The organism is Mycobacterium sp. (assembly GCF_035274705.1).
GTDB lineage: Bacteria > Actinomycetota > Actinomycetes > Mycobacteriales > Mycobacteriaceae > Mycobacterium.
Window position 1 is genome coordinate 1 of record NZ_DATENY010000078.1, and the last position, 26,585, is coordinate 26,585.

The window sequence follows — 26,585 nt, forward strand, 5'->3', positions numbered from 1 at the left end:
CGACGCCGGGCGTCGTGGCGTACGAGCCGAAGCGTCCGCTCGACGAGCGCGTCGGCAGGGCCGGCCTGGCCCTGACTTACGTCGGCATCGGGCTGCTGCTGGTGTGCATCGTGCTGCGCGGTGCGGCCACCATGCGCGTGCCGTGGGGCAACATGTACGAGTTCATCAACCTGACGTGCTTGTCGGGTCTGGTCGCCGCCGCGGTCGTGCTGCGCCGGCGGCAGTACCGCGCGCTGTGGGTCTTCGTACTCGTTCCTGTGCTGATCTTGTTGACCGTTTCGGGCCGCTGGCTCTACACCAACGCCGCACCGGTGATGCCGGCGCTGCAGTCCTACTGGCTGCCGATCCACGTTTCGGTCGTCAGCCTCGGTTCGGGCGTCTTTCTGGTCGCAGGCGTGGCCAGCATCCTGTTCCTGCTCAAGATGTCGCCGCTGGGCGCACCCGACCGTGAGGGCGCGCTGGCGCGCATTATCCAACGGTTGCCTGACGCCCAGACCCTGGACCGCATCGCTTATCGCACAACAATTTTCGCCTTCCCCGTGTTCGGGTTCGGTGTCATCTTCGGTGCCATCTGGGCCGAGGAGGCGTGGGGTCGCTACTGGGGCTGGGACCCCAAGGAGACCGTGTCGTTCATCGCGTGGGTGGTCTACGCCGCCTACCTGCATGCGCGCTCGACGGCAGGCTGGCGCGACAAGAAGGCCGCCTGGATCAACGTCGTCGGCTTCGTCGCGATGGTGTTCAACCTGTTCTTCATCAACCTGGTCACCGTCGGGTTGCACTCGTACGCCGGGGTCGGCTGACCACGCCCGCCAATCGCTGATAAGAGGGGAGTTAGCCGTTGTCTGACCAGCCGGGTGGCTTTCGGGCGCAGCAGCGGTTCAGCGATCCGGCGATCGAGGTGCCGCCGGAATGGACGGCCTCGACACCGCCGAACGGATTACCGCTGAACCTTCATTCCATCCCCGCCGCGCAACCGCCAAGCGACCCGCCGCCTTACCTCGATCTGTCGACCGTCGCACTCTTGGGCAAGCCCAAGCAGGCGCCGTCGGAGGGCTGGCGAAGATGGCTGTATCTGGGGTCGTTCAAGCTGATCAACGTCGGCGAGAGCCCGAAGGTCAATCACCGCAACAGCCTCGTCGCGCAGGTGCAGCGCCCGCTGCGCGGCTGCTACCGGATCGCGTTGCTCTCACTGAAGGGCGGCGTCGGCAAGACGACGATCACCGCGACGCTCGGCGCGACGTTCGCTTCGACACGCGGCGATCGGGTCGTGGCTGTCGACGCCAACCCCGACCGCGGCACGCTGAGCCAGAAGGTCCCGTTGGAGACGCCGGCCACGGTCCGGCATTTGCTGCGCGACGCCGAGGGCATCGCGGCCTACAGCGACGTCCGCGCCTACACCTCGCAGGGCCCGAGCCGGCTGGAGGTGCTGGCGTCCGAACAAGACCCGGCCGTGTCGGAAGCGTTCAGCTCCGACGACTACACCCGCACGCTGGAGGTCCTCGAGCGGTTCTACAGTCTGGTGCTGACCGACTGCGGTACGGGTCTGATGCACTCGGCGATGTCGGCGGTGCTGGCCAACGCCGACGTGCTGATCGTGATCAGCTCGGGTTCGGTCGACGGTGCGCGCAGCGCTTCAGCGACCTTGGATTGGCTCGACGCGCACGGCCACCAGGAAATGGTGCGCAACTCGATCGCGGTCATCAACGCGGTGCGGCCGCGGTCCGGCAAGGTCGATATGACGAAGGTGGTGGACCACTTTTCGCGGCGGTGCCGGGCGGTGCTGCAGGTGCCGTTCGACCCGCATCTCGAGGAAGGCGCCGAGATCAGCCTTGAGCGTTTGCGCCCGGAGACCAGGGAGGCGTTGATCGAACTGGCGGCCATGGTGGCTGACGGTTTTCCCGGCGCAAAGCGATCCAGCGACCGATCAGAGTAGGTCTATGACCGCGGGTTGTTGTCCCCGTGGCCGAGCCGTCGCAAGAAGTCGGGGTCGTCGTCCGGGCCGATCACGCGCGACTTCGGCCGGCTCGCGGCCCGCGTGAGCCTCCAGCCGACGTAGATCAAGATGGCCAGAACGAGAATCAGGAGCAAATACGCCACAAAAACCTCCTTGCAACGAATATACGCGCCATCGGTACGCTCGGTTTCGTGACTGAGGATCGGCCCCGATCACGCCTTGCGCTTGATCTGTTCGCGTACGTGTTGGCACGGCTGCTGCTCGTCGTCGTCCTGACGGCGGTGATCTTCGGCGCCGGACATTTACTCGGGGTGCGCGATTTTCCGTTGGTGGTGGCGCTGCTGTTCGCGTTGGTGATCGCGCTGCCGCTGGGCATCTGGATGTTCGCCCCGCTGCGGCGGCGCGCCACCGCCAGCGTCGCCGCGTTGGACGAGCGCCGGCGCACGGACCGCGAGCAGCTGCAGGCCCGGCTGCGTGGGGAACAGACGTCCGGCAGCGAAACGCCGCCGGCGGAATGACAGCAGTTTTGACGCGGGAGGCGTTCGGGGCCGAATTCGTCGGTGCCGACGGGTTTCTCAATACCCCGACGTATGGATTGCCACCGCGATTCGTCATCGACGCCCTACAGGACTGCATCGGCCGGTGGCAGGCAGGCACGATGGACGTCCCGTCGTTCGACGAACACGTGGCCGCCGGTCGTGCCGGTTATGCCGCCTTGACGGGCGTGCCGGTCGACTCGGTCGCCATGGGCGGCACCGTGTCGGCGGTGCTGGGCCTGGTCGCGGCGGCTATTCCCGACGGCAGCCGGGTCGCCACGCTGGCAGGCGAATTCACCAGCACCACGTTCCCATTCGCCGCTCAGGCCCGCCGCGGTGTCACCGTTACCGACATGACGGCCGACGAATTGGTATCGGCAGCACCGGATTTCGACGTGGTGACGGCGAGCCTCGTGCAATCCGCCAACGGCGCGGTGCTCGACGTGGACGCATTGCGCGAGACCGTGGTGGGCACCGACACGTTGACGGTGATCGACGTCACTCAGGCGCTCGGCTGGAAGCAGATCGATATCGGCTGGGTCGACGTCACCGCGGCCGCCGTCTACAAATGGTTGTTGGCGCCGCGAGGAACCGCATGGATGTCGGTGAGCGACAGGGTAAGTCGGATGATGACGCCGCACGCCGCGAACTGGTATGCCGGCGAGGAGCCGTGGCAGACGATCTACGGCCTGCCGATGCGGCTGGCGAACAATGCGCGCCGCTTCGACACCTCACCCGCCTGGTTTTCCGTGCTGGGCGCCGGGCTGACCCTGCCGTGGATGGCGTCGTTGGACCGCGCTGCCGTCGAGGCGGGCACTCTACGTTTGGCCAATCGCGTACGCAGCGAATTGGGGCTGCCGCAGCAGGATTCGGCCATCGTGTCGATACCGATCGCCGACGCGGCCGAGCGACTTCACCGAGCCGGCATCCGTGCCTCGGTGCGCGCCGGTGCGTTGCGCGTCGGCTTCCACCTCTACAACACGGAGAATGACGTCGATCGGCTGCTCGACGCCCTGGGGGTTAACGGGTAGCGGAAGTTGGGTGCCAGCATCGACGACATCGCCTGGCGCACGGACGACTCTGGGAATTGCCAATACACGCATGGCAACAAAGGAGTAGCCCATCATGAGAATCCGGACCTTCGTCGCACCGCTGCTGGCGGCAGGAGCAAGCGCGGTGGCCATCGCGTTCGCACCGCTTGCCGAGGCGGCCCCGACGTGCACCTCGAGCGGAACGGCAAGCGTGTGCCAATCAGCGGGTAACGCGCAAGTCACCGCGACGCCGCCGCCCATCGATTACCAGCCGATGTACCCGTTCTTCGGAGAGTACGGACTGGTGTTCCACCACGGTGGCCCACACAACTGAACCGCTCAGTGCCGTAGAGCTATTCGGGCCGCAGCGGGATGACGACCGTCAAGGTCGTCCCGCTGCCCGCCTGGCTGGCGATATCCAAACGACCCGCGAGGGCTTCGACGCGATCCTTGAGACCGATGAGCCCCGAACCGCCGCCTGCCGCTGCGCCTCCTACACCGTCGTCCTTGATCGTCAGGTGCAGCCGCGTCTCGTCGACGGAAGCATGCACCGTGACGACGGAAGCACGGGCGTGCTTGGCGGCGTTGGTCAACGCCTCGGCGACGACGTAATACGCGGCCACTTCGACCGATTCGGGCAACCGCCGGTCAACGTCGAGGACCAGCTCGACCGGTAGCGACGAGCGGCGGGCGACGTTCTTGATCGCCGGACCCAGGCCGCCTCGCGACAGGATCGCGGGATGAATTCCGCGCGAGATCTCTTGCAGGTCTGCTGACGCACCAGTCAGGCCGTCAACGAGACGAGATACCTGACCCCGCAGGTCTTGCTGTTCGGGCGGTATCGATGCCTCGAGTGCACGCAGCTTCAGCCCGAGCGAGACGAGCCGCTGTTGCGCGCCGTCATGAAGATCGCGCTCGAAGCCTCTACGGGCCTGATCGGCGGCAGTGACGATGCGGGCACGCGACGCGGTGAGCTCGGCGCGGGTTTCGGCATTGGCGATCGCGGTGGCGACGAGGTCCGCGAAATCCCCGACCCGGGCCTCGGTTTCCTCTCGCATCGGCTCGGTTTGCGACGAACCGACGACGAGCGCTCCCCAGACGCGCCCGTCGACGACGATGGGTGCGCCGACGGCCGAGCGCAGCCCGAGCTCGCGTACCCGCTCGGCCGCCGCACCGGCTGCCCCATCGAAGCTGTCGATCCGGGCTGGCGCGCCGGCCTGTTTGATCTTCGCGGCGACGTTGTCACCGTCAAGCGGAATATGTTCTCCGACGGACATTTTCGCCATGTCATGCTGGTCACGCGAGGCCAGCAACACCAAAGCTTCATCGGCTTCGTAGCGCATCAGCGCCACATTGTCGATACCGAGACCGCGGGACAGCTCGGCGACTGCGACTGGATACACGTCGGACGGCGGCGCACCGCGGGCAACAAGCGTGGCGACACGACGCAGCGCCGCTTGTTGTTCTGCGAGGGCGCTGGCCTCGCGCCGACGCAGTTCGGACTCCGCCGCTCGCAAGCGGGCTTGGCCGGCAAGGATGTTGGCCAGTAGCGCCACCGGAAGGAAGATCAGGATCGATACGGCGTCCTGGAGCTCCAACGGCATGAACCCGCCGCTGGTATCCATGTGGAAGTACACGTAGACCGCCGCGCTCGCGAGCGACGTCCCCACCGCGAGCCAGAAGCCCCACCCGGCGGAAACGACCAGCACACCGAGCAGGAACAGTGCGCCGAATGCGTTGTCGGGTGTGACGCGCTGGAGTTGGTACACCAGCACCGTTTCGACGGTGATGAAGGCCGCGGCCACCACGATCCCCAGCCATGTCGGCGGTGCCACCGGCCGCAGCACGATCGCCAGCATTCGCTCACGAATCGACGGTCGAGGGCGGTTGATATCCGGCGATTGCGGGGTATTCGGGTGAACGCTCATTTTCCACCTGCAACACACGACGGCCCGATATTTGTTGCGCGTGCTCGGCGGCCAATTGACAGCAGAATTCCAGGTAGCGGGAATGCGCATGCAACGAGGGATCTGCGAAGCTGTACTGATGTATTGCCGCGGAGTGCGACATGCGGTGCTTGATAGTCGATGACAGCGCCAATTTTCGCGACGCCGCGAGTTCGATGCTCCGGAGCGCGGGGATTGACGTCGTCGGCATGGCATCCAATAGCGCTGAGGCGCTGAGGTGTTACGAGGATTTGCACCCCGACGTGGCCCTGGTCGACGTGAACCTTGGCGGGGAAGACGGATTCGAGCTCACCGAACGACTTCATCGAGCGAGCACACCCAACTCGTTAGCGGTCATCTTGGTCTCCACCTACGGAGCAGCCGATTTCGCCGAGATGATCGACACCAGCCCGGCCGTTGGCTTCGTGCAGAAGATCAGCCTGTCGCCGGACGCGATCCGCGATCTGGTCGGTCACCGGGCCTCGAGATAAGTGACCACTGCCAGGACGCGCCGGTGATCGTCGCCGGTCTCAGGCAGATTGAGCTTGGTGAGAATGCTGCGGACATGCTTTTCGACCGTGCCCTCGGTGACCCAGATCCGACGGGCGATCCCGGCGTTTGACCGACCCTCGGCCATCAGCATCAACACCTCGTGTTCACGCGTGCTCAGGTCGGCCAACGGGTCGTTGCGCCGACGGGCCGAGACCAATTCCTGCACCAGCGCCGGGTCGACGACCGATGCGCCCTTGGCGATGCGTTCGAGGGTGTCGACGAAGTCGGCGACGTCGGTGACCCGGGTCTTGAGCAGGTAGCCGATGGCGCGGCCGCTGGCCAGCAGTTCGGTGGCGTGCTCGACGTCCACGTGCGCCGACAACACCAGAATCCCTGTGTCGGGCGATTCCGTCCGAATCACCCGCGCCGCGTCCAGCCCCTCGGTGGTATGCGTCGGGGGCATGCGGATGTCGACTATCGCCAGTTCGGGCCTCTTCTCGCGCACCAAGGCGAGCAACTCAGCGGCATCGGCGGCCTGTCCCACCACCTCGAATCCGGAGCGGTCGAGCAGACTGGCCAATCCCTCGCGGAGCAGGACGTCGTCGTCAGCGACGACAACCTGGACGGCGCACATATCGGTCCTCTCCGCGCCGGGACAATCGGCGCAGTCCCAACAATCTTGCAACGAACTCACAGTTGAGTCAGCAAGGTTTGCTGCTAGCGGGTAGTGCCCGTGGGGCCAGTGGTAAGGGGCTCATGCCCGGCAACACTGACGACATCCGGCTGCCGAGCCCGCGAAAGTGGCAATCCATGACCGCCGTCCCAAGAACGTAGGTCGTCGAGGCGCTCAGCCGAGCGCCAACGCGGCTGCGGAGGCGACGGCCCACACCAGCATCGTCAGACCCGTGTCGCGCAGCACGGGGATAAGGTCCTTGCCGCCCAGGCCTTTTCGCACGGGCGCGGCGGCCCGCACCGCCAGCGGCAAGGCTACGAATCCGACCGCACACCACGGCGTCGCGAGCATCAGCACCAAAGTCAGAACGAACGCCACGACAACCAGCGCCCGGTAGAGCAGCCGGGTGCGGGCGTCGCCGAGCCGCACGGCCAGCGTGATCTTCCCCGACTCCTTGTCGGTCGGGATATCGCGCAGGTTGTTCGCAACCAGCACCGCCGACGACAGCGAGCCCATCACCACCGCCATCGCCAGCCCGACCCAGTCGACTCGCAGGGCCTGCGTGTACTGCGTGCCGAGCACCGCGACAAGGCCGAAGAACACGAACACCGCGACCTCGCCCAGGCCCAGATAGCCATACGGCTTGGAGCCGCCGGTGTACAGCCACGCGCCGGCGATGCACACGGCGCCGACCGCGATCAGCCACGGCGCGCTGAACAACGCCAGCACCACACCGGCGACGGCTGCAACGCCAAGGCTCACGACTGCGGCCGTCAGCACCGCGCGCGGCGCGGCCAGCCGCGAGCCCACCAGCCGCAGCGGCCCGGCCCGCACATCGTCGGTGCCACGGATGCCGTCGGAGTAGTCGTTGGCATAGTTGACCCCGACGATCATCGCCACCGCGACGAGCAACGCCAGCAACGCCTTCCACCAGCACGCGCCGTGCAGCCAGGCCGCGGCACCGGTCCCGGCGATCACCGGGGCGATCGCATTGGGCAGCGTCCGGGGACGCGCACCTTCGACCCATTGGGTGAAACTGGCCACGAGCGCCATCGTCGCATGACGGGGTTCAGGGCCCGGAGTTGCCCAGGCTCACAACCAGGTTGATGGTGATGGCAAGAATGACCGTGCCGAACACGTACGACAGCATGGCGTGCTGCAGTGCGACGCGACGCATCGGCGAACTCTTCAAGTCGGTATCCGAGACTTGGTAGGTCATCCCGACGGTGAACGCGAGGTACGCGAAGTCCCGATAGGTTGGTGTGGCGCCGAAATCGATGCCGCCGACGGGATCTTGGAAATACTGCTTCGCATACCGCAGGGCGTACACGGTGTGCACGACGGCCCATGACGTGGCCACGCTCAACACACCGACGAGTGCCGCGATGTCGGCGTCGAGTCCCTTCGAGTTGCTCGCCGTCAGTAGTAAAGCCACGCCCCCCAAGCTCGCGACGCTCGCGAGAAGCACGAAGATCTCAGTTATCTGTCGCGTCGAGTCGCCGCCGGCCTCCGTCGCGTGTTCTTCGGTCTCGCGCGGGCCCATCCGCATGATCTTCAGCCAGGTCCAGGTGACATAGATCACCGCGGCGAGGATCCATCCCGCCGCTGGGCCGTACCGCCATTTCGTGTTTGCACCGACGACAATCCCCGCGATCAATCCCGCCAGCCCGGCGATGAGGATGCGAGCAATGACATGCCCCCGCCTGTCGTGAGAGACCGGAGTGCTCACAGCGCGAGTTAAGCACCGCAGGCGGACGTCAGACATTCGCCACGCCGTGCCACGGCCGCGGTGTCATCCCATGACCGACAATGGTCAAATGCTGGGAGTCATCGGCGGCAGCGGCTTCTATACGTTCTTCGGTTCCGACGCCCGCAGCGTCGGCCTGGACACCCCGTACGGTCCGCCAAGCGCGCCGATCACCGTCGGCGCCGTCGGCCAGCATGAGGTCGCGTTCCTGCCGCGCCACGGCGTCAACCACGAGTTCTCGCCGCACACCGTGCCGTACCGCGCGAACCTGTGGGCGCTGCGCGCGCTGGGCGTGCGCCGGATCTTCGGGCCGTGTGCGGTCGGCAGCCTCACGCCCGAGTTGGGGCCCGGCGCAATGGTGGTACCCGACCAACTCGTCGACCGCACCACCGGCCGCGACGACACGTACTTCGACTCAGGCGGCATCCATGTCGGGTTCGCCGATCCCTACTGCCCGACCCTGCGAGCCGCGGTCACCGACCTGCCCGGCGTGGTCGACGGTGGCACCATGGTGGTGATCCAAGGTCCGCGGTTTTCCACCCGCGCGGAGAGTCGCTGGTTCGCGAACCAGGGCTTCACTTTGGTCAACATGACGGGTTACCCGGAGGCGGTACTGGCCCGTGAACTCGAAATGTGTTACGCCGCCGTCGCTTTGGTGACGGACTTGGACGCGGGCATCGATAGCGGAAGCGCGGTCCGAGCTGTTGATGTGTTCGCGGAGTTCGAACGCAACTTGGTGCCGTTCAAGAAGCTTGTGCACGAGGCCATAGAAAACGTGGCTCAGGTGGACTCGGAGCGCACCTGCGCCCACTGTCTGGCACACGACGGCGTCGAGTTGCCGTTCGATCTGCCATGAGAGTTCTGCTGACCGGCGCTGCCGGGTTCATCGGGGCACGAGTCGCCACCGCAATCGCCGATGCCGACCACGAGGTCGTTGCAGTTGATGCGATGCTCCCGGCTGCCCACGGTCTCGACGCCGAATTGCCGGCCGGGGTACACGGCGTCGACGTCCGCGACGCGAGCGCGTTGGCGCCGCTGCTCAAGGGAGTCGATGTGGTGTGTCATCAGGCCGCGGTTGTCGGCGCGGGCGTCGACGCTGGTGACGCGCCCGCCTACGGAAGCCACAACGACTACGCCACAAGCGTGCTATTGGCCGAGATGTTCGCGGCGGGCTGTCAGCGATTGGTGCTGGCCTCGTCGATGGTGGTGTACGGGCAGGGACGTTATGAATGCCCCGATCATGGCGCCGTCGAACCGCTGCCGCGCAGCCACGCCGACCTGGATGCCGGTGTCTTCGAACATCGTTGCCCGCTATGCGGCGAGCAGGTGCGGTGGCTGCTCGTCGGCGAGGATGCGCCGCTGCGGCCGCGCAGCCTCTACGCCGCCAGCAAGGTCGCGCAGGAGCACTATGCGTTGGCCTGGGCGGAATCGACACGCGGATCGGTTGTCGCGCTGAGGTATCACAACGTCTACGGCCCGCACATGCCGCGCGACACCCCATACTCGGGGGTTGCGGCAATCTTCCGCTCCGAGCTCGAAGCAGGCGATGTGCCAAGGGTTTTCGAAGACGGCGGTCAGATGCGTGACTTCGTTCACGTCGACGACGTCGCCGCCGCGAACGTGGCCGCCGTCGAAGCTCAGCTGGGCGGTTTCGAGGCGTTCAACGTCTGCTCGGGGCGGCCGATTTCGATCCTGGAGGTGGCGACAGAACTGTGCGACACCCGTGGTGACGTGCCGCCGCTGGTCACCGGCCAGTACCGCAGTGGCGATGTACGCCACATCGTCGCCGATCCCGCTCTCGCCACCGAAGTGTTGGGCTTTCGTGCGGCCGTGGATCCGCGAGACGGGCTGCGAGAGTTCGCTTTCGCGCCACTACGGGGCTAGATGCTGAGCCGGCTCTGGTCACAGCAGCGGCGGCTGATCTACTTCCCGTCGCCCGGCCCGGTGCCGCCGGCCGCTGCGGTGCTGCCTGGCGGGCGCGATATCGTGCTCGATACCGAAGACGGAATCCGCTTGGGCGCTTGGTATTTCCCGGTTGGTCGGACAGCCGTGTTGGTGTGTAGCGGCAATGCGGGGGACCGGTCGACGCGGGCGGCGCTGGCCGCGGCGCTGAACCGGATGGGTCTGTCCGTGTTGTTGTTCGACTACCGCGGATACGGCGGGAATCCGGGCAACCCGTCCGAGCAGGGTTTGGCGGCAGACGCGCGTGCCGCGCGGGCATGGCTGGCCGCACAGGCCGATGTCGACCGAGTCGTGTATTTCGGTGAATCCCTTGGCGCCGCAGTGGCAATCGGCCTCGCGGCGCAGCAGCCGCCGGCGGCGTTGGTGCTGCGGTCGCCGTTCACATCGCTGGCCGACGTGGCCGCTGTGCACTACCCGTGGCTACCGGCGCGGCGGCTCCTGCTGGACCGGTATCCGTCGATCGAGCGCATCGCATCGGTGAAGGCGCCGGTAATGGTGATCGCGGGCGATCGCGACGACATCGTCCCGGCCCGGTTGAGCCGGCGGCTGTACGACGCGGCGGCCGAGCCGAAGCGATGGCTGCTAGTGCCTGGCGCCGGGCACAACGCCCCCGAGCCTGCGTCGGTGTTTGACGAGATTGCGAGGTTCCTGTCATCGACAGGTTTCACTTAGTAATACTGGTGGCGTGAGGCCAGCCATCTGTGAGCAGTTCGGTATCGATTTCCCGCTCTTCGCGTTCAGCCACTGCCGCGACGTCGTGGTGGCCGTGACCAACGCGGGAGGTTTCGGCGTGCTGGGTGCGACGGCGTTCACGCCCGAGCAGCTCGACCAGGAGCTGTCGTGGATCGACGACCATGTCGGCGGCAAGTCCTACGGCGTCAACCTCATCGTGCCGGCCAAGTTCGAGGGCAAGGGTGAGAACCTGTCGCGCGGTCAGCTGGCCGAGAGAATCCCTGACACGTACCGGGGCTTCGTCGCCGAGTTGCTCGCCGAACACGGCATCGAACCCGAAGAGTCGCCACGGATCGGGCCGTCGTTCTTGTCCGGCGATACCGGCCACGACCTGCTCGATGTGGCGTTCAGTCACCCGATCAAGCTGATTGCCAACGCGCTGGGCGTTCCGCCGGACTACATGATCGACGCAGGCAAGCAGCGCGGCGTCCCGGTCGCCGCGCTCGTCGGCGCCAAGGAACATGCGGTCAAGCAGGTGGAGGCCGGGGTCGACCTGATCGTCGCGCAGGGCACCGAGGCCGGCGGCCACTGTGGCGAGGTCACGACGATGGTGTTGATCCCCGAGGTGTTAGAAGCTGTGGCGGCGATTGGCAGCAAAATCCCCGTGCTCGCGGCGGGCGGGATCGTCACAGGCAGGCAGATGGCCGCGGCCGTCGCGATGGGCGCAGACGGTGCGTGGACAGGCTCGGTGTGGCTGACGACGGAGGAGGCGGAGACGGCGCCGCACACCGTGCAGAAGATGTTGGCCGCGTCGTCACGCGATACCGTCCGCTCCGCGGGACGCACAGGGAAGCCCGCGCGCCAATTGGTGTCGGACTGGACCGAGGCGTGGCTGCCGCACGAGGGTGGTCAGCGGCCGTTGCCGTTGCCGCTGCAGTCGATGCTGTGCGAGCCGGTGATTCGCCGCGTCGACGCGCTGGCGTCGCAGGGCCATCCCGGCGCGCAGGCGTTGGCCACATACTTCGTCGGCCAGGGTGTCGGCCTGATGAACAAGGTCAAGCCGGCCCGCGAAGTGGTACGTGAGTTCATCGAGGATTACCTCGCCGCGACGGAACGGCTGAGCAACTCGCTGCCGGATTGAGCCTCCAGGCCCCTCACCCTGGGCGCCGAACGTTCCTTACCTCTCGAGGAAATGCCAAATCTTCGAGCGGTAACGAACGTTCGCCACGTCCCTCGCTAGCCGTATGTGATCCGCACCGAAATCGGGTCGCTCTCCATCGCACGCATGGTCAGCGCGGCCGCGGATTGGCTGAGCTTGCCGTCGCCGCCGATGCTGCGGGCGCGTGCGCGCACGTCGTCATCGGATTCGAAAGTGGCTGTGCCGCTGCGCCATTGATTGTTGACCTTGACGCGTACCTTCGGGTTGGCAGCGATGTTGTGGGCCCAGCCGGCGCGACGGCCATGCTGCGAGATCACCCACACGCCGTTGTCGTCGGCGCGTCCGGTCAGCGGTACTCGCCGCGGCTGGCCGGACTTGGCACCGGTGGTCTCCAGCTCGACGACCAACGACGAGCGGATGCCTAGCCGGTCCAGCGCCGCAACCAGCGGGTTTGCGACCATGCGGCCCACCCGTCGCTCGAACTTGAACTTGCGTAGCGCCTTGCGCGAGCCCGCCGTAGCCATATTAACGACGTTAGTAGAACAATCACTCAATTACAAGGCTGCGCCCACGTCAGCACGCGGAAGCGTCAGCGCGAAGTCCTCGGCAGCCAACCGGGCGAGATAATCACGCGTGAACAGCTGAACATCCCTCTGCAGCAGCGCGTGGTCACCGGTGGGCGCGGCGACGATCGTCGGCGCGCATCCACGTCGCCTCAGCCGCTGGACGCCGCGCATCCCCCTACGCTTCTCGAAATAGGCCATATCGTTTGGCGTCAACACCAAATGCACCGAGACGCCCCTGCGTCCCACGGCTTTCAACAGCACCTCGGGGACTTGGGCGAATCCGAGTGTGCCCAATAGCTGCCACAGTTGATAGGGCATGCGCTGGCGCAACCAGTCGTTGATCCGGGGGACCAGAGCCCGCGTCGGTGTACCCGGTGCTACGCCGAGCACAGGTGACGGGGCTCCTCCGAGGAGTTCGGTGCCGTGTTCAACCCGGCGCAGCGAATACAGAATCGAGTTGATCATCACTATCGATCGAGCGCCGTGCCGGATGGCGCCGTAGCCGGAATTCCACGCACCCGAGCAGATGCCCGTCATCATCAGCCGATCGAAAGTCGCGCCGGTCGCAGCGATGGCTGCGGCCACGTCCTCGTGAGAGGCCGCAGAACAGATGCGGGCGAACTCGGTTGTCGCGAAGCCAGTTTCACCGGTTCCCCGCCGGTCATAGCGAACAACAACCATGCCGAGCGCGGCGAGTTCCCGTGCGGCTTCAGTCCATATGCGACCAGAGCCCACGCGGGGTTCGCAGGCCGTCTGGTGGATCAAGAGTGTCGGCGAACCGGGAGCCGCGTCGGTGGCTCCGGTTCGGATCGCGAAGAGCCGATTGGTTCCGAGCTCGTCGATGGTCTCTTCGATCACCCGACCGTCCGGCAGTGTGGCGACCCCCGCGGTGCGCCGGAAAGTGGGTGTCACTGGTCTGGCGGTGTCCCCGGGCTCGACGCGATCAAGCCAAGCTGTGATCGCATCGACGGCTCCGACCGGAATGGATACGACTTGGCTGGCAGACTCGACGAAGTTCGGTTGTTCGCACGCCTCCACCACTGTGGAGTTATGCCGAGAGGTTACCGCTTCGAGGAGTGGGTCGTCTGCGCGGTCTGGCCGGATCAGAGCCAAGATGGGTGTGCTGGATTCGAATTCGGTTGCAAGACTCAACCGCTTGAGGTCATTGGCGGCGGTCGCCGAAAAGGTGAGCCCGAGAATGGATTCGTGATCGATGTCGACGGTGTCGTGGCCGACGGTCATCTTGTAGAGGATTCGTTGCTCCCGCAGGAACTTGCGCCCGGCGGTGACCGGATCCCAGAGAACAAGGCTGGACAGCCCGGGCAGTGAATGTGCTGTCGACGCCGCTAGCAGTGCTCCCATCCGCAGTCCGACGAGACCGATCCGCTGCAAGCCGCAGTCCTGCAGATAGCTCACGGCGGTTGCGATGCTCGCATGAAAATCCGCAACGGCGGTGTCGGCCTCCTGTTCTCCGGCTGAGTCGCCCGTACCCGCGTAATCGAACCGCAGGACAGCGAATCCAATTGCGCACAACTCCTGCGCGAGCAGCTTCAGCCCCCGATACGTGTCGAGCTGCTCCTTGCCGATGGGCGGGCAGATGACGATCCCTCCCCGGGCGTAGCCGTCACGGGGTACGTGCATGACACCGAACAGCGACGCAGAACTGGGTCCAAACCAGGTCGGCTGTCCCGAAATCGCGTGGTCGAGATTCACGCGGCTGAGGTTGACAGCGTCGAGATGACCTCGGCGATGCGCGTTATCGACGCGAAAGTGGACTTCTTCAGCGCGTCGTCCGGGAATTCGATTCCGAACTCATCCTCTAACCCGATCATGAGGTTCACCGAGGCGTGCGAGGTCAGGCCGTGCTCGTACAGGTCGGCGTTGCGGTCCACGCCCATCGGGTCGACGGCCAATCGACCATGGGTTGCCAATGTCCTACGAATGCGCTCATACACAATCAAGATCGTACCCCGCCGAAAGTATGCTGTAGTGTTCTCAGCAACTTTTGTTACGCAACCGTCAAAAATTGGCGGTAATGATCGGGGACCCGTATGCATGGTGCGCTGGGCGCTGTTGTGGTGAGCCCGCCTTCGGTGCCTGCATTGGGCGAAGTGGTGCGGATCGCGGCAGATGCCGCCGCCGACGTCGATCGCGGCGCGCGATTTCCGGCAGAAGCGATCGATGCAGCTAGAGCCGCAAACTTGTTGTCCTGTTCGCTACCACGAAGCTGTGGAGGGGGCTCCTATCAGGTGTCGGCACTCGCCCAGATCGCCCGGGCCCTTGGGGCTGCGTGCAGTGCGACAGGCATGGTCTTCGCCATGCATCACGCGCAGGCGCTCACACTGGCCCGGCACGGGTCCGGCGCGTGTGCCGACCGCATATTGCGGCGAATTTCAGCAAATGAACTATTGCTTGCTTCAGCGACGACAGAGGTGACAACCGGAGGAGACATCGGTTCATCGACATGCGCCTTGATCACCGAAAACGGTGAAGTAGTTCTCCGAAAAGAAGCGGCGGTGATCTCCTACGCCGAGCACGCGGACTACATCTGCGCCACCGCCCGGCGAACACCTGACAGTCCGCCGAACGATCAAGTGCTCCTGCTCTGCCCCGCGGAGACCACCACGCTCACCAGGGTCGGCACCTGGGACGCGATGGGCTTCCGAGGCACATGCAGCCTGGGTTACCTGCTCTCGACCCGCACGTCGCCAGAGCACCTTCTGCCAGGCGACTACGCGACAATGGCGGCGGCCACGATGGTGCCCGCTTCGCACACCCTGTGGGCCGCCGTGTGGCTGGGCGTGGCCGATGCGGCGCTGGGTAAGGCCCGACGGGCGGCGCGGGAGGCCGCTGCCCGAGCAGGGGGGCAGGTCACGCCGAAAGCCCGCAGGCTGGCCGACCTCACTGCCATTCACCAAGAATTCGAAGCGAGCGTTGTCGGTGCTGTCGAGCGATTTGAGGCGTTCATCCGATCAGGCTCCAACGAACCGACGATGGGCTTCATGATCGCCATGAACAACCTGAAGTTGACGGCATCGACGGCGGTAATCGATGTCGTCAGTGGGGCGCTGCAGCTGATCGGTTTGAACGGGTATCGCGAGGATCACCCGCTTTCGGTGGGCCGGTTGTTGCGCGATGCGTTCGCCCCTGCCGTGATGGTGTCCAATGACCGCATCCGTGACAACAACGCACGACTTGTGTTGGCCCACCGTGGATAAGCGCACCACGACCCACGGCGGTGAGGACCACGGCGCCTCGCTGGAATCTGTCCGCGAGGAGTTCAGGGATGCCTTGATCGAGGCTGGACTCCTGATTCCGATGACGGTCGACGGATTGTACGGCCGCGGTGCGGATTTCGAAGCGATCGTAGACGGAATCGACCGCGCGATTCGGCACAACGCCGGGCCGCTGCAGGGTGATCGGGCCACGGTATTGCGGTTCCCGCCCGTGTTTTCACGAGAGGCATTCGAACGGACGGGTTATATCGCATCGTTTCCTCACCTCACCGGCGCCATTTCGACGTTCACCGGCGACAACACCGCCCATCAGGAGCTGCTGGCCGACCACAATGCCGGTCGGCCGTGGGATGGTCACCTCAATCCGGCTACCTCGATGTTGGTCTCGGCGGCGTGTCATCCCTGCTATTCCGCGGTCTCACAGGACATCCCGTATACCGGGGAACTAATCGACGTCTACGGCTACTGCTTTCGCCATGAGCCCGCCATCGACCCGGCGCGTATGCAGGCGTTCCGTATGCATGAATTCGTGATGATCGGCAGTCCCGAACAGGCTCGCGCCCATCGTGATGGCTGGATTCCTCGGGCTGTAGAGATGTTCGCCCAAGTCGGGCTGGCAGCCGAACCCGCCGCGGCCAACGATCCCTTCTTCGGGCGTGCGGCCGTCATGCTCGCGGCCAACCAGCGTGAGGGCGAACTGAAGACTGAACTGATCGTCCAGCTGTACGGAGACCTCGACACCGGCACCGCGATCTTCTCGGCGAACTATCACCTAGACCACTTCGGGCACGCGTTCGCGCTGTCGACACCCGATGGCGCGGTCGCGCACAGCGCCTGTGTCGCCTTCGGGATGGAGCGCATCGCATTGGCATTGCTGCGGACGCATGGACTCGATCCGGCATCGTGGCCTCGCCAGGTGCGTGCGGCCCTGAGCCTCTGAGCTAACCGTCCTCGGCGAGCGGAAGCCGCACCTCGAACCGTGCGCCGGTGGCCAGGTTGTGCGCCGACAGCGTGCCCCGATGCGCCTGCACCAGGCCCGCGGCGATGGCCAGGCCGAGGCCTGACCCGCTGGGCAGTGACGAGTCGGCCCGCGGAACCCGATCGTTGGAGCCCCGGTATGCGACGTCGAACACCCGCGGCAGATCGGCTTCGTCGATGCCGACGCCGGTGTCGTCGACGCGAGCCCACGCGCCGTTCTCGTCGGCCCCCAACGCCAGTGAGACGCGACCGCCTTCTGGCGTGTGCGCGATCGCGTTGGCGACCAGATTCGACAACACCCGCACCAACGCGCGATCGCTGCCGAGCACCCGCACCGGCCGTTCCGGCAGTTCGGCCTTCAACAGCACACCGGCACGCTCGGCGGCGATCCGGTGTGCTGCCAACACGTCGTCGACGACCTCGTCCAGCGCTACCTTGTCGAACGCCGGCTGCACGGCACCGGCGTTGATCTTGGACATCTCGAACAGGTCGTCGACCATCTCGGAAAGCCGAATCGATTCTTGCTCAATGGTTTTCGCGTGCACCCGCACTTCGTCGTCGGGAACGACTCCGTCGGCGATCGCCTCCGACACCGCACGAATCCCCGCCAGCGGCGTGCGCAGATCATGGCTGACGAACGCGACGAGTCGGCGCCGCGACTGCTCGGCCGCCCGCTCCGAGTCACGGATTTCGGCCTCCCACACCGTGCGCCGCGCCTGGTAGCGGGCCAGCATCACCGCGGCCGGGAGCGTCACGATGGACACGATCACCAGAACGACGGCCGTGCGCTCGAACGTCTCGGTGATCATGAAGCCGCTGGCACCGAGGACACCGGTGAAGGTCGCCAGGACAGGGATCAACACCAGCGCCACCATGCTGACCGCCAGCGACCAGGATCGGGCGAGGCGAATGATCAGCGCCCCTGCCAGCACGACGGGCACCGAACACGCCAGCGCCCACCCGACGATCTCCCAGAAGTCATTCCCCGGCACTACTGCTCCACAGATAACCGCGGCCCCACACCGTCTGCACCCGATGGTGGTCGCCCAATTTGGAGCGCAGTCGTTTGACGTGCACGGTGACGGTGGACAGATCGCCAAAGTCCCAGCGCCACACCTGCTTTAACAGCTCCTCGCGGGAGAACACGGTGTCTGTGTGGGTGAGCAAGAACATCAGCAGATCGAATTCGCGGTTGGTCAGGCTCACCGGCTGACCCTCGACGGTCACCGACCGCGCAGCCGTCGACACCGCGAGATCGCCGACGGTGATGTCCAGCGGCAGCACACCCACCGGCGACGGCGCACGCCGCAACACCGACCTCACTCGCAGTGCGAGCTCGCGCGGGCTGAACGGCTTGGTCAGATAGTCGTCAGCCCCCGCCTCCAACCCCGCGATCCGATCGTCCTCCTCGCCGAGCGCCGTCAGCAGGATCACCGGGACGGTGTAGTCACCGCGCTGACGCAAGCTCCGGCACAGCGTCAGCCCGTCAGGACCTGGCATCATCACGTCGAGCACCGCCACATCGATGCGTTCGGAGCCCAGCAGCCGCAGCGCCTCGCTGCCGTCGCGGGCGATTGACACGTCGAGGCCATCGCGCTCGAGATAGCGCCGCACCACGTCGCGCACGACGGTGTCGTCGTCGGCTATCAACACCCGCGTCATAGCTTCAAACCCTAGCCTCGCAGCGCAGTTACCAGCGCCGATGTCATGGACTCGTCATTGTTGATTCGTTGCTGATCGCGTCGCGGACGGCATAACGTCCAGTGATATGGCCGACGTCACGGTGGTGTTGCCCTGCCTCAACGAGGCGGCGTCGCTGCCCGGCGTGCTCTCCGCCATGCCCGACGGCTACCGGCCGCTGGTTGTCGACAACAACAGCACCGACGAGACTGCCGAAGTGGCGCGGCGGCACGGCGCCGACGTGGTCGCCGAACCGCGACCGGGTTACGGCTCGGCAGTGCACGCCGGAGTGGAGGCGGCGACGACGCCGATCGTGGCGGTGCTCGACGCCGACGGCTCACTCGACCCTCGTGAGCTTCCGGCATTGGTCTCCGAGCTTGACGACGCCGACATGGTGATCGGGCGGCGACGGCCGGTGCGGGGACTGCGCTGGCCGTGGCATGCACGCCTCGGTACCGCGGCGGTGTGTTGGCGGCTGCGGACTCGCTACGGACTGCCGGTGCACGACATCGCGCCGATGCGTGTCGCCCGGCGCGAGGCGCTGCTGGCGCTCGGGGTGACGGACCGGCGATCGGGATACCCGTTGGAGCTGTTGGTCCGCGCGGCGCAGGCGCGTTGGCGGGTGGTCGAGCGTGATGTCTCCTACGGCCCTCGTACCGGTGGCCGGTCCAAAGTAAGTGGGTCCGTGCGGGGGAGTCTCGTTGCAGCGGTGGACTTTTGGCGGGCGATCTCGTGATCCCCGTGGCGGTTCTTGTGGTGGCCAAGGCACCCGTGCCGCGTCTCGCGAAGACGAGGCTGGCGGCCAGCGTGGGTGATCGCGTGGCCGCGGAGATTGCCGCCGCGGCGCTCCTGGACACGTTGGACGCTGTGGCCGCCGCGCCGGTTCAGGCACGGGTGCTGGCGTTGACAGGAGATCTGGACTCGGCGACTGACGGCGACGAAATCCGGGCGCGGATTGAGGATTTCACCGTTGTGCCGCAACGTGGCGCGGACTTCGCCGAGCGGCTGGCCAATGCCCACGTCGATGCCGCTGCGGCCACCGGGCTGCCGGTGCTGCAGATCGGGATGGACACGCCGCAGGTGACCGACGAACTGATCGGGGAGTGCGCGCGGGAACTTCTGGCCGCCGATGCGGTGCTCGGGCTGGCGCGTGACGGCGGTTGGTGGGTGCTCGGCGTATCCGAGGCCGAGATGGCCGACTGCCTGCGGACGATACCGATGTCGCGATCCGACACCGGCGCTGTAACGCTGACGGCGCTTAGCGACACGGGTATACGCGTGAGCCTGGTTGAAACGCTGGCCGATGTGGACACCGTCGACGATATCGAGGTCGTGCGCCGCGCGTGCGCGCCCGACAGCCGGTTCGCGCGGGTTACCGAGGGCGTGTCACATGCTCGGTAATCTCTACGACCGCGCGCTCGACGGCGAGCGCTGTTGGCTTCGCCACGACGACGGGCGGCTGGATGCCCTGCCCGTGCGCAGCTGGCTCGGCGGCCATCACGCCGACGCGTCGTTCGACCATGCCGTGGTGGGGATGTGTCACGGGCCGACCATCGACTTAGGTTGTGGCCCTGGTCGTTTGGTAGCGCACCTCGTCCAGCGCGGTGTACCGGCACTAGGCGTCGATCAGTCCGCGACCGCGGTCGAACTGGCCCGCCGTAGCGGTGCGCCTGCCCTGCGCCGTGACGTGTTCCAACCGCTGCCGGGCACTGGCCGCTGGCACACGGTGCTGCTCGCCGACGGCAACGTCGGCCTGGGTGGCGACCCGTGGCGTATCCTGCGGCGAGCGGGCGAGCTGCTGCGCCGCGATGGGCACTGCGTTGCCGAATTCGACTCGGCCACAGAAGGAATCCACGCCGGGTGGGTGCGCCTGGAGTCGTCGCGCACGATCGGCCCCTGGTTCCGCTGGGCATCGGTGGGAGTCGATTGCGTGGCCCGGTTGGCCGACGAGGCCGGTCTTCGAGTTGCTGGAGTCCATCCGATCGGCCGCCGTGTGGTCGCCAGTTTGGCGGCGACATGAAAACCGATACGCTGCGCGCCACCGCCGTCACCGCCCGCGTCGGCATGGCGCTGGGCATCGCTGTGGCGGTGTGTTTTGTCACCGGTCTGATCAGTCATTTCATTCAGCACCCTCAGCCGTGGTTCTTCTGGCCGACGCGTCCAGTCTGGCTCTACCGGGTGACGCAGGGCCTGCACGTCGTCTCGGGTATCGCCGCGATTCCGCTGATCGTCGTCAAGCTATGGTCGGTATGGCCGAAGCTGTTCGAACGTCCCATCATCGGCGGTTTGGTTCGTCAGATCGAACGTCTGTCGATTCTGGTGCTGGTCGGCTCGATGCTCTTTCAGTTGTCCACCGGCCTGCTGAACATCGCCCAGTGGTATGCGTTCAAGTTCTTCTTCACCACCAGTCACTATGCGATGGCGTATGTCGCGGCGGGCGCGGTGCTGGTGCACATCGGGGTGAAGCTGCCGATCATCCGGCGCGCACTGGGCGAGCCGGTCGACGACATGCCTGCGCTCTCCGGCCCGACGCGGCGAACGGTCCTGCGCGGGACCTGGCTGGCGGTGGCCCTTGCGACGGTGGTGACCGCGGGCCAGACCGTGCCGCTGTTGCGGAAGGTCTCGGTGCTGGCGCCGCGATCCGGTCAAGGGCCGCAAGGTGTTCCGGTGAACCGATCGGCGATCGCGGCCGGTGTGCTGCGCAGCGCTCAGTCGCCGGACTATCGGTTGACGGTGACGAACGGGCCGACGGCGCGCGCGTTCACCGTCGCCGAATTGGCGGCAATGCCGCAGGTGACGCACCGGCTCCCGATCGCTTGTGTCGAAGGCTGGAGCGCCGACGCCGAATGGTCCGGTGTCGCGCTGGCCGACCTCGTCGCCGCCGTCGGGGGTTCAGGTGACTCCGACGTGCGGATGATCTCGCTCGAGCCGCCAGGACCGTACTCGCGGACCACGCTGCCGGCACGCCATGCCCGCGACTCCAAGACGCTGATTGCTATGAAACTCAACGGGCAGAAGCTGGATCTCGACCACGGGTATCCGTGCCGGCTGATCGCGCCGACGAGACCGGGTGTGCTGCAGACGAAATGGCTGTCCCGGATCGAGGTAGTGCCGTGATCGCCCGCGTCATCGTGATCTCGCTCGGCTTGGTGGTCGGCGTGTACGGAGCCGTACTGGTGTGGGAGAACCCGCCAGTGATCATCACGCGGATCCTGGTGTGGGCGTTGGTCGGAGTCATCCTGCACGATGCGGTGTTCGCGCCGGTGTGCGTCGTGCTTGGGTTCGCCGGCCGACGGCTGATCCCAGGAAGGTGGTGGCCGCCGATCGCGGTGGCTGCGCTTTGCAGCGTCGTGCTGGTGTTCCTGGCGATCCCAGTGTACGGCAAGCCCGGCATGCGGCCGGACAACATGACGGTGCTGGACCGCAATTACCCGATGGGACTATGGATTTCGCTGGCGATCGTCTGGGCCTGCATACCGCTGTATTACCTCGCGCTGCGGCTGTTACCAGTTCGTCAGAATGAAGTGGTTGAGCAGCAGGGCGCCGACGACGTTGATCGCCAACCACCAGCGGTGTGACCGCTGGGGCAACAGCGCACCGGCTGCGGTCAGCCAGACGGTGAACGGCAGCCAGATGCGTTCGGTTTCGGCCTTGCTCAGCATGGACAGGTCGGCGAACACGATCGCCAGCAGCGCGGCGAGCACTATGAGGTGCAGGCCGGAGCGCCGCCTGATCGCGGCGATGTCGAAGACCCGGCCGATGCCTGCCACGCTGCCGAGCCCGATCGCGCACACCACCGACGCGAAGTTGGCCCACGACCAGTACTGGAAGGGACGATCGTTGGCGATGCCCTGCCAATAGCGTTGCTGCACCAGCGTGTAGCCGTCGAACCACGAGAACCCCGCGACGGCGAACACCGCGACGACGCCCAAGGCGGCCAACACCGCCGGAACCAATGCGCGAACGGCCGAGCGCCAGCCGCTCGCCGCGATCAGTACCGCGACGGCAGGCACGGCCATCAGCGCCAGCCCGTAATTCAGGAAGATGCCCCAGCCCAACAACAGTCCGGAGCCGGCGGCCGCGAGCACCGGCACACGCACCCGACGAGTGGCCAACGCCAACAATGCGATGCCCCACGCGGCCACGCCGGCGAAGTAACCATCGGCCGATACCGCGATCCAGATGGCCGTCGGCGCCACCGCCACGAACGGCGCGGCCAGCCGAGCCGTGTGTTCATCGTTGAGGGCGCGAATCGCGACGACGATCGCCGCGGCCGCACTGGATCCGACCAGCAGGCACAGCAGTCCAGCCCATGCGCCGCCGCCAAGCCCGATGCGGTCGAGCCACACGAACGTCAGTAGCGCACCCGGCGGATGGCCCGACACGTGCGTGATCCACGAATTCGATTGGAAATCAGGGATTCTGCTGGCGAACGTGCGCACCGCTTCGCCGATGTCGGTGACAGTCGGCACCTGGCGCAGATATTCGTGCTGCGCGGTCAGCCGATGCGCGAAACCCCGCTGCCAGCCATCGATCATCGCCAGAGAAAACGCCCATGCGCATGCCGTCGCCCACGTCGCCCAGGGCACGGCTCGCCACGGCAGACGAAGGGCGATCGCCTGTCCCCAGAGCACCGCGGCGATGCCGATGACGATGGCGGGAACGGTGCCCCAGCCGACATGGGCGTTCCACCACCCGAAGATCGGCGCCGTATCGGCGAACGCGTGGATCCGCGCACGCGAGGCGTGGATCAGCGGCGTGACGAGGCCGAGATGCAGGTGCGGTACGACGAACGCCGCGACGACGAGCAGCACGCCGACGGCGACCGCCACCGTCTCCCTTGGACCGACCCGCACGCCCGTCAGCCTATTGCCGGATCAAGGCCGCCCGCCTGACAATTTCGTGACGGCTCGATCCGGACCGCTCGTTCCATAACCGCGTAGCCTGGGAGACATGCCGCGTCCTCGCACATTCGACGAAACCGAAGTAGTCGCCGCGGCACGCGACGAATTCTGGTCGCGCGGATACGCGGCCACGTCGGTCGACGATCTAACCGCGGTAACGGGACTCGGGAAGGGCAGCCTCTACGGGGCGTTCGGCGATAAGCACGGGCTTTTCCTCCGCGCACTCGACGACTACATCGGCACAGCGCTCGAGTCCGTCCGCGCACAACTGCGCGATCCACAACGCGACGCCTACGACCGGCTGACCCGCCACATCCGTGCGCAGGCCAAAGCTGTGGCCGGCGACAGGAAACTGCGTGGCTGCATGATGGCCAAGAGCGCCGCGGAGCTCGCCGCTACCGATGACGACGTCGAGCGGGCGGTCACGCGCGCCTACAGCGAATGGCACGCCGACCTCGTCGCGTGCATCGAGGAAGCGCAGCGCGATGGAACCATCGACGCCGAGCAGAACGCACAGCCGCTGGCCACTACGCTGCTGACCTTCATGCGCGGGCTGGAGGCGCTGCACAAGGGCGGCGTGAAACCCGCGCAGATCAGGGCTGCCGCGGAGGAGATGATCGCCTTGATTCCGCGCGGCTTGGAATAGAACCGCAACGCCATGTGTCTTAGTTCTTGACCGAATGGTCCAGAACGCTCGAAAGGCAGGGCAATGGCACTCCTCAGCGGCAAGACGGCCGTCATCACTGGCGGCACGACGGGCATCGGGCTCGCCACAGCCAAGCGATTCGTCGACGAAGGCGCGCATGTCTTCATCACAGGGCGCAGGCAGGCCGAACTCGACGCAGCGGTCAAAGAACTTGGCGACAACGCCACCGGCGTACAGGGCGACGTCAGCAACGCCGAAGACCTCGACCGGCTCTACGCCGCGGTGGCCGATAGCGGTCGGCGCATCGATGTCGTGTTCGCCAACGCCGCTGTCATCGACGTCGCGCGGATCGGCGAGATCACCAATGAACACCTCGACTACCAGCTCGACGTGGATTTCAAGGGTGTCGTCTACACCGTGCAGAAGGCACTGCCGCTGCTCAACGACGGGGGATCGGTGATCCTGAACTCGTCGAACACGAATGCCAAGGGCAGTGAGGGGATCGGCGTGTACGCGGCGATCAAGGCGGCCTTACGCTCGTTCGCCAGAACGTGGGCAAGTGAGTTGCGGGACCGCAAGATTCGCGTGAATGTGGTCAGCCCCGGCGCCACCGACACACCCGGAATCAACAGTCTTGCCAACCTCCTGAACCCCGGCCCGAAAGCGGTCGAGCAGTTCGAGGACTATCAGCGCAGCATCGTGCCACTGGCCCGTTTCGGCACTCCCGAAGAGGTCGCCAACACCGTGCTGTTCCTCGCCTCGGATCTGAGCAGCTTCACCACCGGAGCCGACATTCCCGTCGACGGCGGGATCAACCAGATCTAGCCGCGCGAGTGAATTAATGGTGGCCGGCGCCGGTAGTCCCGTGCGCGGGCCACGCCGCGGTGGAAGTATGCGGAGCGTGGCCGCAAACAAACCGCAGACTATCGCCTATCCCGCGCCTGGCGCCCGCCCGCACCGCTTCGACGACAGCCCGGTCGATCCGCACGTCATTGTCCTGTTCGGCGCGACCGGCGACCTCGCGAAACGCAAGCTGATCCCGGGCCTGGCGTACCTGGATCAGTCCGAACTCGCTCCCCACATCCAGATCGTCGCCACCTCGCTGGAGGATCTCACCGACGACGAGTTCCGGGAACTGGCTAAGTCGGCCCTCGATTCGTTCGGAAACCACACGCTCACCGACGAGCAGTGGGCCAACTTCGCGAGCACGCTCACGTATGTGCCCCAGAGCGCCGGCCCTGGAGCGCTGGCCGCCGCCGTCGCCGAGGCCGAGACCAAACTCGGTCCTGATGTCCGTCGGCTGCACTACTTGTCCGTGCCACCGAAGGCCGCCCGAGCAGTCATCACGATGTTGGGTGACGCGAAGCTGGTCGAGCGCTCGCGTGTCGTGATGGAAAAGCCATTCGGCACCGATCTCGCCAGCGCGGTCGAGCTCAACGACTTTGTGCACGAGACGTTCGACGAGTCGCAGATCTTCCGGATCGATCACTTTCTCGGGAAAGAGGCCGCCCTCAACATCTTGGCCTTCCGCTTCGCCAACGGTCTGTTCGAGCCGATCTGGAACCGCAACTTCATCGACCACATCCAGATCGACATCCCGGAAATGCTCGGACTCGATCAGCGGGCCAACTTCTACGAAAGTACCGGCGCCTACAAGGACATGGTCGTCACCCATCTCTTCCAGGTGATGGCGTTTGTTGTGATGGAACCGCCGACGGCATTGGAACCCCGCGCCATCAGCGAAGAGAAGAACAAGGTGTTCAGGTCGATGCTGCCGATCGACCCGGCGAATGTCGTGCGGGGCCAGTACGCCGGCTATCGCCAAGAAGACGGTGTCGCAAAGGATTCCGACACCGAGACGTTCATCGCGCTGAAGGTCGGCATCGACAACTGGCGCTGGGCGGGTGTGCCGATCTATCTGCGCACCGGCAAGCGCATGGCCGAGGGCATGCGGATCATCTCCATCGCGTTCAAGGAGGCTCCGCGCACGATGTTCGCGGCCGGCTCCGGCGTTGGCTCCCAAGGCCCGGATCATCTGACGTTCGATCTCGCAGACGCGTCGAGGGTCTCGTTGTCGTTTTACGGCAAGCGGCCGGGGCCCGGCATGAAACTGGACAAGCTTTCCATGCAGTTCTCCACTCAGGAGATCGACACCGCCGCCGACGTACTGGAAGCCTACGAGCGGCTGATCCTCGACGCCATGCGCGGCGACCACACCTTGTTCACGACCGCTGAGGGCATCGAATCCCTATGGGAGCGTTCGCAAGACCTGTTGGCCGATCCATCTCCTGCCAAGATCTATCACACCGGCACCTGGGGCCCGAACGCCATCCACCAGCTGATCGCGCCCAATGCTTGGCGGTTGCCCTTCGAGCGGTCGTGGCGCGAGGCGAAACACTAGGA

The 26,585-nt window shown here is 65.9% G+C and carries 31 protein-coding genes and 1 pseudogene; 21 read left to right on the forward strand and 11 right to left on the reverse strand.

Features of this window, described 5'->3' with window-relative positions:
• Together ccsB and VJV41_RS17465 are read left to right on the forward strand one after the other, a co-directional pair.
• On the forward strand, positions 1–800 hold an 800-nt coding region (ccsB, locus tag VJV41_RS17460; RefSeq protein WP_325335905.1), incomplete at its 5' end, for a c-type cytochrome biogenesis protein CcsB.
• A gap of 38 nt (positions 801–838) precedes the next feature.
• Positions 839–1,933: a MinD/ParA family protein gene (locus VJV41_RS17465; protein ID WP_325335907.1), complete on the forward strand. Its 1,095-nt coding sequence runs from the start codon at positions 839–841 to the stop codon at positions 1,931–1,933.
• A 2-nt stretch (positions 1,934–1,935) separates the two neighbouring features.
• Here the strand turns inward: VJV41_RS17465 and VJV41_RS17470 are convergent, their stop codons facing one another.
• A complete protein-coding gene (locus VJV41_RS17470) occupies positions 1,936–2,097 on the reverse strand; it encodes a hypothetical protein (protein WP_325335909.1) in 162 nt (53 codons plus the stop codon).
• Positions 2,098–2,145: 48 nt separating this feature from the next.
• On the opposite strand from VJV41_RS17470, the gene VJV41_RS17475 reads away from it, so the two are divergent.
• The 3 genes from VJV41_RS17475 (at position 2,146) to VJV41_RS17485 (ending at position 3,855) form a co-directional block, all read left to right on the forward strand.
• Positions 2,146–2,472 carry a DUF4229 domain-containing protein gene (locus VJV41_RS17475; RefSeq protein WP_325335911.1) on the forward strand — a complete coding sequence of 109 codons (327 nt, stop codon included), beginning with the start codon at positions 2,146–2,148 and terminating at the stop codon, positions 2,470–2,472.
• Positions 2,469–3,521, forward strand: coding sequence for an aminotransferase class V-fold PLP-dependent enzyme (locus VJV41_RS17480; RefSeq protein WP_325335913.1), 1,053 nt, complete (start codon positions 2,469–2,471; stop codon positions 3,519–3,521). Before VJV41_RS17475 ends, VJV41_RS17480 begins: the two co-directional genes overlap by 4 nt.
• A 94-nt stretch (positions 3,522–3,615) precedes the next feature.
• Positions 3,616–3,855, forward strand: a complete 240-nt coding sequence (locus VJV41_RS17485; protein ID WP_325335914.1) for a hypothetical protein — start codon at positions 3,616–3,618, stop codon at positions 3,853–3,855.
• Positions 3,856–3,874: 19 nt separating this feature from the next.
• Here the strand turns inward: VJV41_RS17485 and VJV41_RS17490 are convergent, their stop codons facing one another.
• The gene (locus VJV41_RS17490; RefSeq protein ID WP_325335916.1) at positions 3,875–5,449 is read right to left on the reverse strand and encodes a GAF domain-containing protein; all 1,575 of its coding nucleotides are present in this window, start codon (positions 5,447–5,449) and stop codon (positions 3,875–3,877) included.
• A 140-nt stretch (positions 5,450–5,589) separates the two neighbouring features.
• Between VJV41_RS17490 and VJV41_RS17495 the strand changes: the two genes are divergently transcribed.
• Complete coding sequence (locus tag VJV41_RS17495; protein ID WP_325335918.1) at positions 5,590–5,958, forward strand: response regulator transcription factor; 369 nt, start codon at positions 5,590–5,592, stop codon at positions 5,956–5,958.
• Here VJV41_RS17495 and VJV41_RS17500 read toward each other — a convergent pair.
• The 3 genes from VJV41_RS17500 to VJV41_RS17510 all read right to left on the reverse strand — a co-directional run bounded on the left by VJV41_RS17500 (position 5,940) and on the right by VJV41_RS17510 (position 8,361).
• Positions 5,940–6,593, reverse strand: coding sequence for a response regulator transcription factor (locus VJV41_RS17500; protein ID WP_325335920.1), 654 nt, complete (start codon positions 6,591–6,593; stop codon positions 5,940–5,942). The two genes, VJV41_RS17495 and VJV41_RS17500, sit on opposite strands and share 19 nt — an antisense overlap.
• A 213-nt stretch (positions 6,594–6,806) precedes the next feature.
• Positions 6,807–7,676 carry a 1,4-dihydroxy-2-naphthoate polyprenyltransferase gene (locus VJV41_RS17505; RefSeq protein WP_325335922.1) on the reverse strand — a complete coding sequence of 290 codons (870 nt, stop codon included), beginning with the start codon at positions 7,674–7,676 and terminating at the stop codon, positions 6,807–6,809.
• Positions 7,677–7,701: 25 nt separating this feature from the next.
• On the reverse strand, positions 7,702–8,361 hold the full coding sequence (locus VJV41_RS17510) for a DUF1345 domain-containing protein (protein ID WP_325335924.1): 660 nt from the start codon (positions 8,359–8,361) through the stop codon (positions 7,702–7,704).
• Positions 8,362–8,449: 88 nt separating this feature from the next.
• Between VJV41_RS17510 and VJV41_RS17515 the strand changes: the two genes are divergently transcribed.
• From VJV41_RS17515 to VJV41_RS17530, 4 genes are read left to right on the forward strand one after another with little or no spacing between them, the layout of a single operon-like run.
• The gene (locus tag VJV41_RS17515; protein ID WP_325336035.1) at positions 8,450–9,235 is read left to right on the forward strand and encodes an S-methyl-5'-thioadenosine phosphorylase; all 786 of its coding nucleotides are present in this window, start codon (positions 8,450–8,452) and stop codon (positions 9,233–9,235) included.
• Positions 9,232–10,263 carry an NAD-dependent epimerase/dehydratase family protein gene (locus VJV41_RS17520; protein WP_325335926.1) on the forward strand — a complete coding sequence of 344 codons (1,032 nt, stop codon included), beginning with the start codon at positions 9,232–9,234 and terminating at the stop codon, positions 10,261–10,263. The genes VJV41_RS17515 and VJV41_RS17520 overlap by 4 nt, the downstream gene beginning before the upstream one ends.
• Positions 10,264–11,013, forward strand: a complete 750-nt coding sequence (locus VJV41_RS17525; protein ID WP_325335928.1) for an alpha/beta hydrolase — start codon at positions 10,264–10,266, stop codon at positions 11,011–11,013.
• A gap of 13 nt (positions 11,014–11,026) precedes the next feature.
• Positions 11,027–12,154 (forward strand): nitronate monooxygenase family protein, encoded by a 1,128-nt coding sequence (locus VJV41_RS17530; protein WP_325335930.1) that lies wholly within the window; start codon positions 11,027–11,029, stop codon positions 12,152–12,154.
• A 95-nt stretch (positions 12,155–12,249) separates the two neighbouring features.
• Here VJV41_RS17530 and VJV41_RS17535 read toward each other — a convergent pair whose 3' ends face one another.
• The 3 genes from VJV41_RS17535 to VJV41_RS17545 are packed head-to-tail and all read right to left on the reverse strand — an operon-like array spanning position 12,250 to position 14,693.
• Positions 12,250–12,696 (reverse strand): nitroreductase/quinone reductase family protein, encoded by a 447-nt coding sequence (locus tag VJV41_RS17535; RefSeq protein ID WP_325335932.1) that lies wholly within the window; start codon positions 12,694–12,696, stop codon positions 12,250–12,252.
• 30 nt (positions 12,697–12,726) lie between these two features.
• Complete coding sequence (locus tag VJV41_RS17540) at positions 12,727–14,451, reverse strand: serine aminopeptidase domain-containing protein (RefSeq protein ID WP_325335934.1); 1,725 nt, start codon at positions 14,449–14,451, stop codon at positions 12,727–12,729.
• Complete coding sequence (locus tag VJV41_RS17545; RefSeq protein WP_414684984.1) at positions 14,448–14,693, reverse strand: acyl carrier protein; 246 nt, start codon at positions 14,691–14,693, stop codon at positions 14,448–14,450. The genes VJV41_RS17540 and VJV41_RS17545 overlap by 4 nt, the downstream gene beginning before the upstream one ends.
• Before the next feature lie 96 nt (positions 14,694–14,789).
• Between VJV41_RS17545 and VJV41_RS17550 the strand changes: the two are divergent.
• From VJV41_RS17550 to VJV41_RS17560, 3 genes and pseudogenes are all read left to right on the forward strand, one after another.
• A pseudogene (locus tag VJV41_RS17550) lies at positions 14,790–15,128 on the forward strand (acyl-CoA dehydrogenase family protein); the annotation flags it as partial.
• A 42-nt stretch (positions 15,129–15,170) separates the two neighbouring features.
• Positions 15,171–15,956, forward strand: a complete 786-nt coding sequence (locus tag VJV41_RS17555) for an acyl-CoA dehydrogenase family protein (RefSeq protein ID WP_325336039.1) — start codon at positions 15,171–15,173, stop codon at positions 15,954–15,956.
• Positions 15,949–16,914 carry an amino acid--[acyl-carrier-protein] ligase gene (locus tag VJV41_RS17560; protein WP_414684985.1) on the forward strand — a complete coding sequence of 322 codons (966 nt, stop codon included), beginning with the start codon at positions 15,949–15,951 and terminating at the stop codon, positions 16,912–16,914. Before VJV41_RS17555 ends, VJV41_RS17560 begins: the two co-directional genes overlap by 8 nt.
• A gap of 1 nt (position 16,915) precedes the next feature.
• On the opposite strand, the gene VJV41_RS17565 is transcribed toward VJV41_RS17560, so the two are convergent.
• On the reverse strand, positions 16,916–17,944 hold the full coding sequence (locus VJV41_RS17565; protein WP_325335936.1) for a HAMP domain-containing sensor histidine kinase: 1,029 nt from the start codon (positions 17,942–17,944) through the stop codon (positions 16,916–16,918).
• A complete protein-coding gene (locus VJV41_RS17570) occupies positions 17,931–18,614 on the reverse strand; it encodes a response regulator transcription factor (protein ID WP_325335938.1) in 684 nt (227 codons plus the stop codon). Before VJV41_RS17570 ends, VJV41_RS17565 begins: the two co-directional genes overlap by 14 nt.
• 106 nt (positions 18,615–18,720) lie before the next feature.
• Between VJV41_RS17570 and VJV41_RS17575 the strand changes: the two genes are divergently transcribed.
• Genes VJV41_RS17575 through VJV41_RS17595 form a run of 5 tightly spaced genes read left to right on the forward strand, consistent with a single transcriptional unit; the run spans position 18,721 to position 22,210 of the window.
• Positions 18,721–19,368 (forward strand): glycosyltransferase family 2 protein, encoded by a 648-nt coding sequence (locus VJV41_RS17575; protein ID WP_325335940.1) that lies wholly within the window; start codon positions 18,721–18,723, stop codon positions 19,366–19,368.
• Positions 19,365–20,033: a TIGR04282 family arsenosugar biosynthesis glycosyltransferase gene (locus VJV41_RS17580; RefSeq protein ID WP_325336044.1), complete on the forward strand. Its 669-nt coding sequence runs from the start codon at positions 19,365–19,367 to the stop codon at positions 20,031–20,033. The genes VJV41_RS17575 and VJV41_RS17580 overlap by 4 nt, the downstream gene beginning before the upstream one ends.
• Complete coding sequence (locus tag VJV41_RS17585; protein WP_325335942.1) at positions 20,023–20,652, forward strand: class I SAM-dependent methyltransferase; 630 nt, start codon at positions 20,023–20,025, stop codon at positions 20,650–20,652. Before VJV41_RS17580 ends, VJV41_RS17585 begins: the two co-directional genes overlap by 11 nt.
• Complete coding sequence (locus tag VJV41_RS17590) at positions 20,649–21,749, forward strand: molybdopterin-dependent oxidoreductase (protein ID WP_325335944.1); 1,101 nt, start codon at positions 20,649–20,651, stop codon at positions 21,747–21,749. Before VJV41_RS17585 ends, VJV41_RS17590 begins: the two co-directional genes overlap by 4 nt.
• A complete protein-coding gene (locus tag VJV41_RS17595; protein ID WP_325335946.1) occupies positions 21,746–22,210 on the forward strand; it encodes a hypothetical protein in 465 nt (154 codons plus the stop codon). The genes VJV41_RS17590 and VJV41_RS17595 overlap by 4 nt, the downstream gene beginning before the upstream one ends.
• Here VJV41_RS17595 and VJV41_RS17600 read toward each other — a convergent pair.
• Entirely contained in the window at positions 22,136–23,488 is a 1,353-nt protein-coding gene (locus VJV41_RS17600; RefSeq protein WP_325335948.1) for a hypothetical protein, read from the reverse strand. The two genes, VJV41_RS17595 and VJV41_RS17600, sit on opposite strands and share 75 nt — an antisense overlap.
• 97 nt (positions 23,489–23,585) lie before the next feature.
• Here VJV41_RS17600 and VJV41_RS17605 point away from each other — a divergent pair, with 97 nt between their 5' ends.
• The 3 genes from VJV41_RS17605 (at position 23,586) to zwf (ending at position 26,583) form a co-directional block, all read left to right on the forward strand.
• Positions 23,586–24,182, forward strand: coding sequence for a TetR/AcrR family transcriptional regulator (locus tag VJV41_RS17605; protein ID WP_325335949.1), 597 nt, complete (start codon positions 23,586–23,588; stop codon positions 24,180–24,182).
• A gap of 63 nt (positions 24,183–24,245) precedes the next feature.
• The gene (locus VJV41_RS17610; RefSeq protein WP_325335951.1) at positions 24,246–25,007 is read left to right on the forward strand and encodes an SDR family NAD(P)-dependent oxidoreductase; all 762 of its coding nucleotides are present in this window, start codon (positions 24,246–24,248) and stop codon (positions 25,005–25,007) included.
• Positions 25,008–25,083: 76 nt separating this feature from the next.
• Entirely contained in the window at positions 25,084–26,583 is a 1,500-nt protein-coding gene (gene zwf / locus VJV41_RS17615) for a glucose-6-phosphate dehydrogenase (protein WP_325335953.1), read from the forward strand.
• Positions 26,584–26,585: the final 2 nt, after the last annotated feature.

What these genes read in the sequence shown, in the direction of transcription:
- VJV41_RS17480 (WP_325335913.1), top strand. Translation starts at nt 2,469, where the DNA reads ATGACAGCAGTTTTGACGCGGGAGGCGTTCGGGGCCGAATTCGTCGGT.
- VJV41_RS17485 (WP_325335914.1), top strand. Translation starts at nt 3,616, where the DNA reads ATGAGAATCCGGACCTTCGTCGCACCGCTGCTGGCGGCAGGAGCAAGC.
- VJV41_RS17490 (WP_325335916.1), bottom strand. Translation starts at nt 5,449, where the DNA reads ATGAGCGTTCACCCGAATACCCCGCAATCGCCGGATATCAACCGCCCT.
- VJV41_RS17495 (WP_325335918.1), top strand. Translation starts at nt 5,590, where the DNA reads ATGCGGTGCTTGATAGTCGATGACAGCGCCAATTTTCGCGACGCCGCG.
- VJV41_RS17500 (WP_325335920.1), bottom strand. Translation starts at nt 6,593, where the DNA reads ATGTGCGCCGTCCAGGTTGTCGTCGCTGACGACGACGTCCTGCTCCGC.
- VJV41_RS17515 (WP_325336035.1), top strand. Translation starts at nt 8,450, where the DNA reads ATGCTGGGAGTCATCGGCGGCAGCGGCTTCTATACGTTCTTCGGTTCC.
- VJV41_RS17520 (WP_325335926.1), top strand. Translation starts at nt 9,232, where the DNA reads ATGAGAGTTCTGCTGACCGGCGCTGCCGGGTTCATCGGGGCACGAGTC.
- VJV41_RS17525 (WP_325335928.1), top strand. Translation starts at nt 10,264, where the DNA reads ATGCTGAGCCGGCTCTGGTCACAGCAGCGGCGGCTGATCTACTTCCCG.
- VJV41_RS17535 (WP_325335932.1), bottom strand. Translation starts at nt 12,696, where the DNA reads ATGGCTACGGCGGGCTCGCGCAAGGCGCTACGCAAGTTCAAGTTCGAG.
- VJV41_RS17570 (WP_325335938.1), bottom strand. Translation starts at nt 18,614, where the DNA reads ATGACGCGGGTGTTGATAGCCGACGACGACACCGTCGTGCGCGACGTG.
- VJV41_RS17575 (WP_325335940.1), top strand. Translation starts at nt 18,721, where the DNA reads ATGGCCGACGTCACGGTGGTGTTGCCCTGCCTCAACGAGGCGGCGTCG.
- VJV41_RS17585 (WP_325335942.1), top strand. Translation starts at nt 20,023, where the DNA reads ATGCTCGGTAATCTCTACGACCGCGCGCTCGACGGCGAGCGCTGTTGG.
- VJV41_RS17590 (WP_325335944.1), top strand. Translation starts at nt 20,649, where the DNA reads ATGAAAACCGATACGCTGCGCGCCACCGCCGTCACCGCCCGCGTCGGC.
- VJV41_RS17605 (WP_325335949.1), top strand. Translation starts at nt 23,586, where the DNA reads ATGCCGCGTCCTCGCACATTCGACGAAACCGAAGTAGTCGCCGCGGCA.
- VJV41_RS17610 (WP_325335951.1), top strand. Translation starts at nt 24,246, where the DNA reads ATGGCACTCCTCAGCGGCAAGACGGCCGTCATCACTGGCGGCACGACG.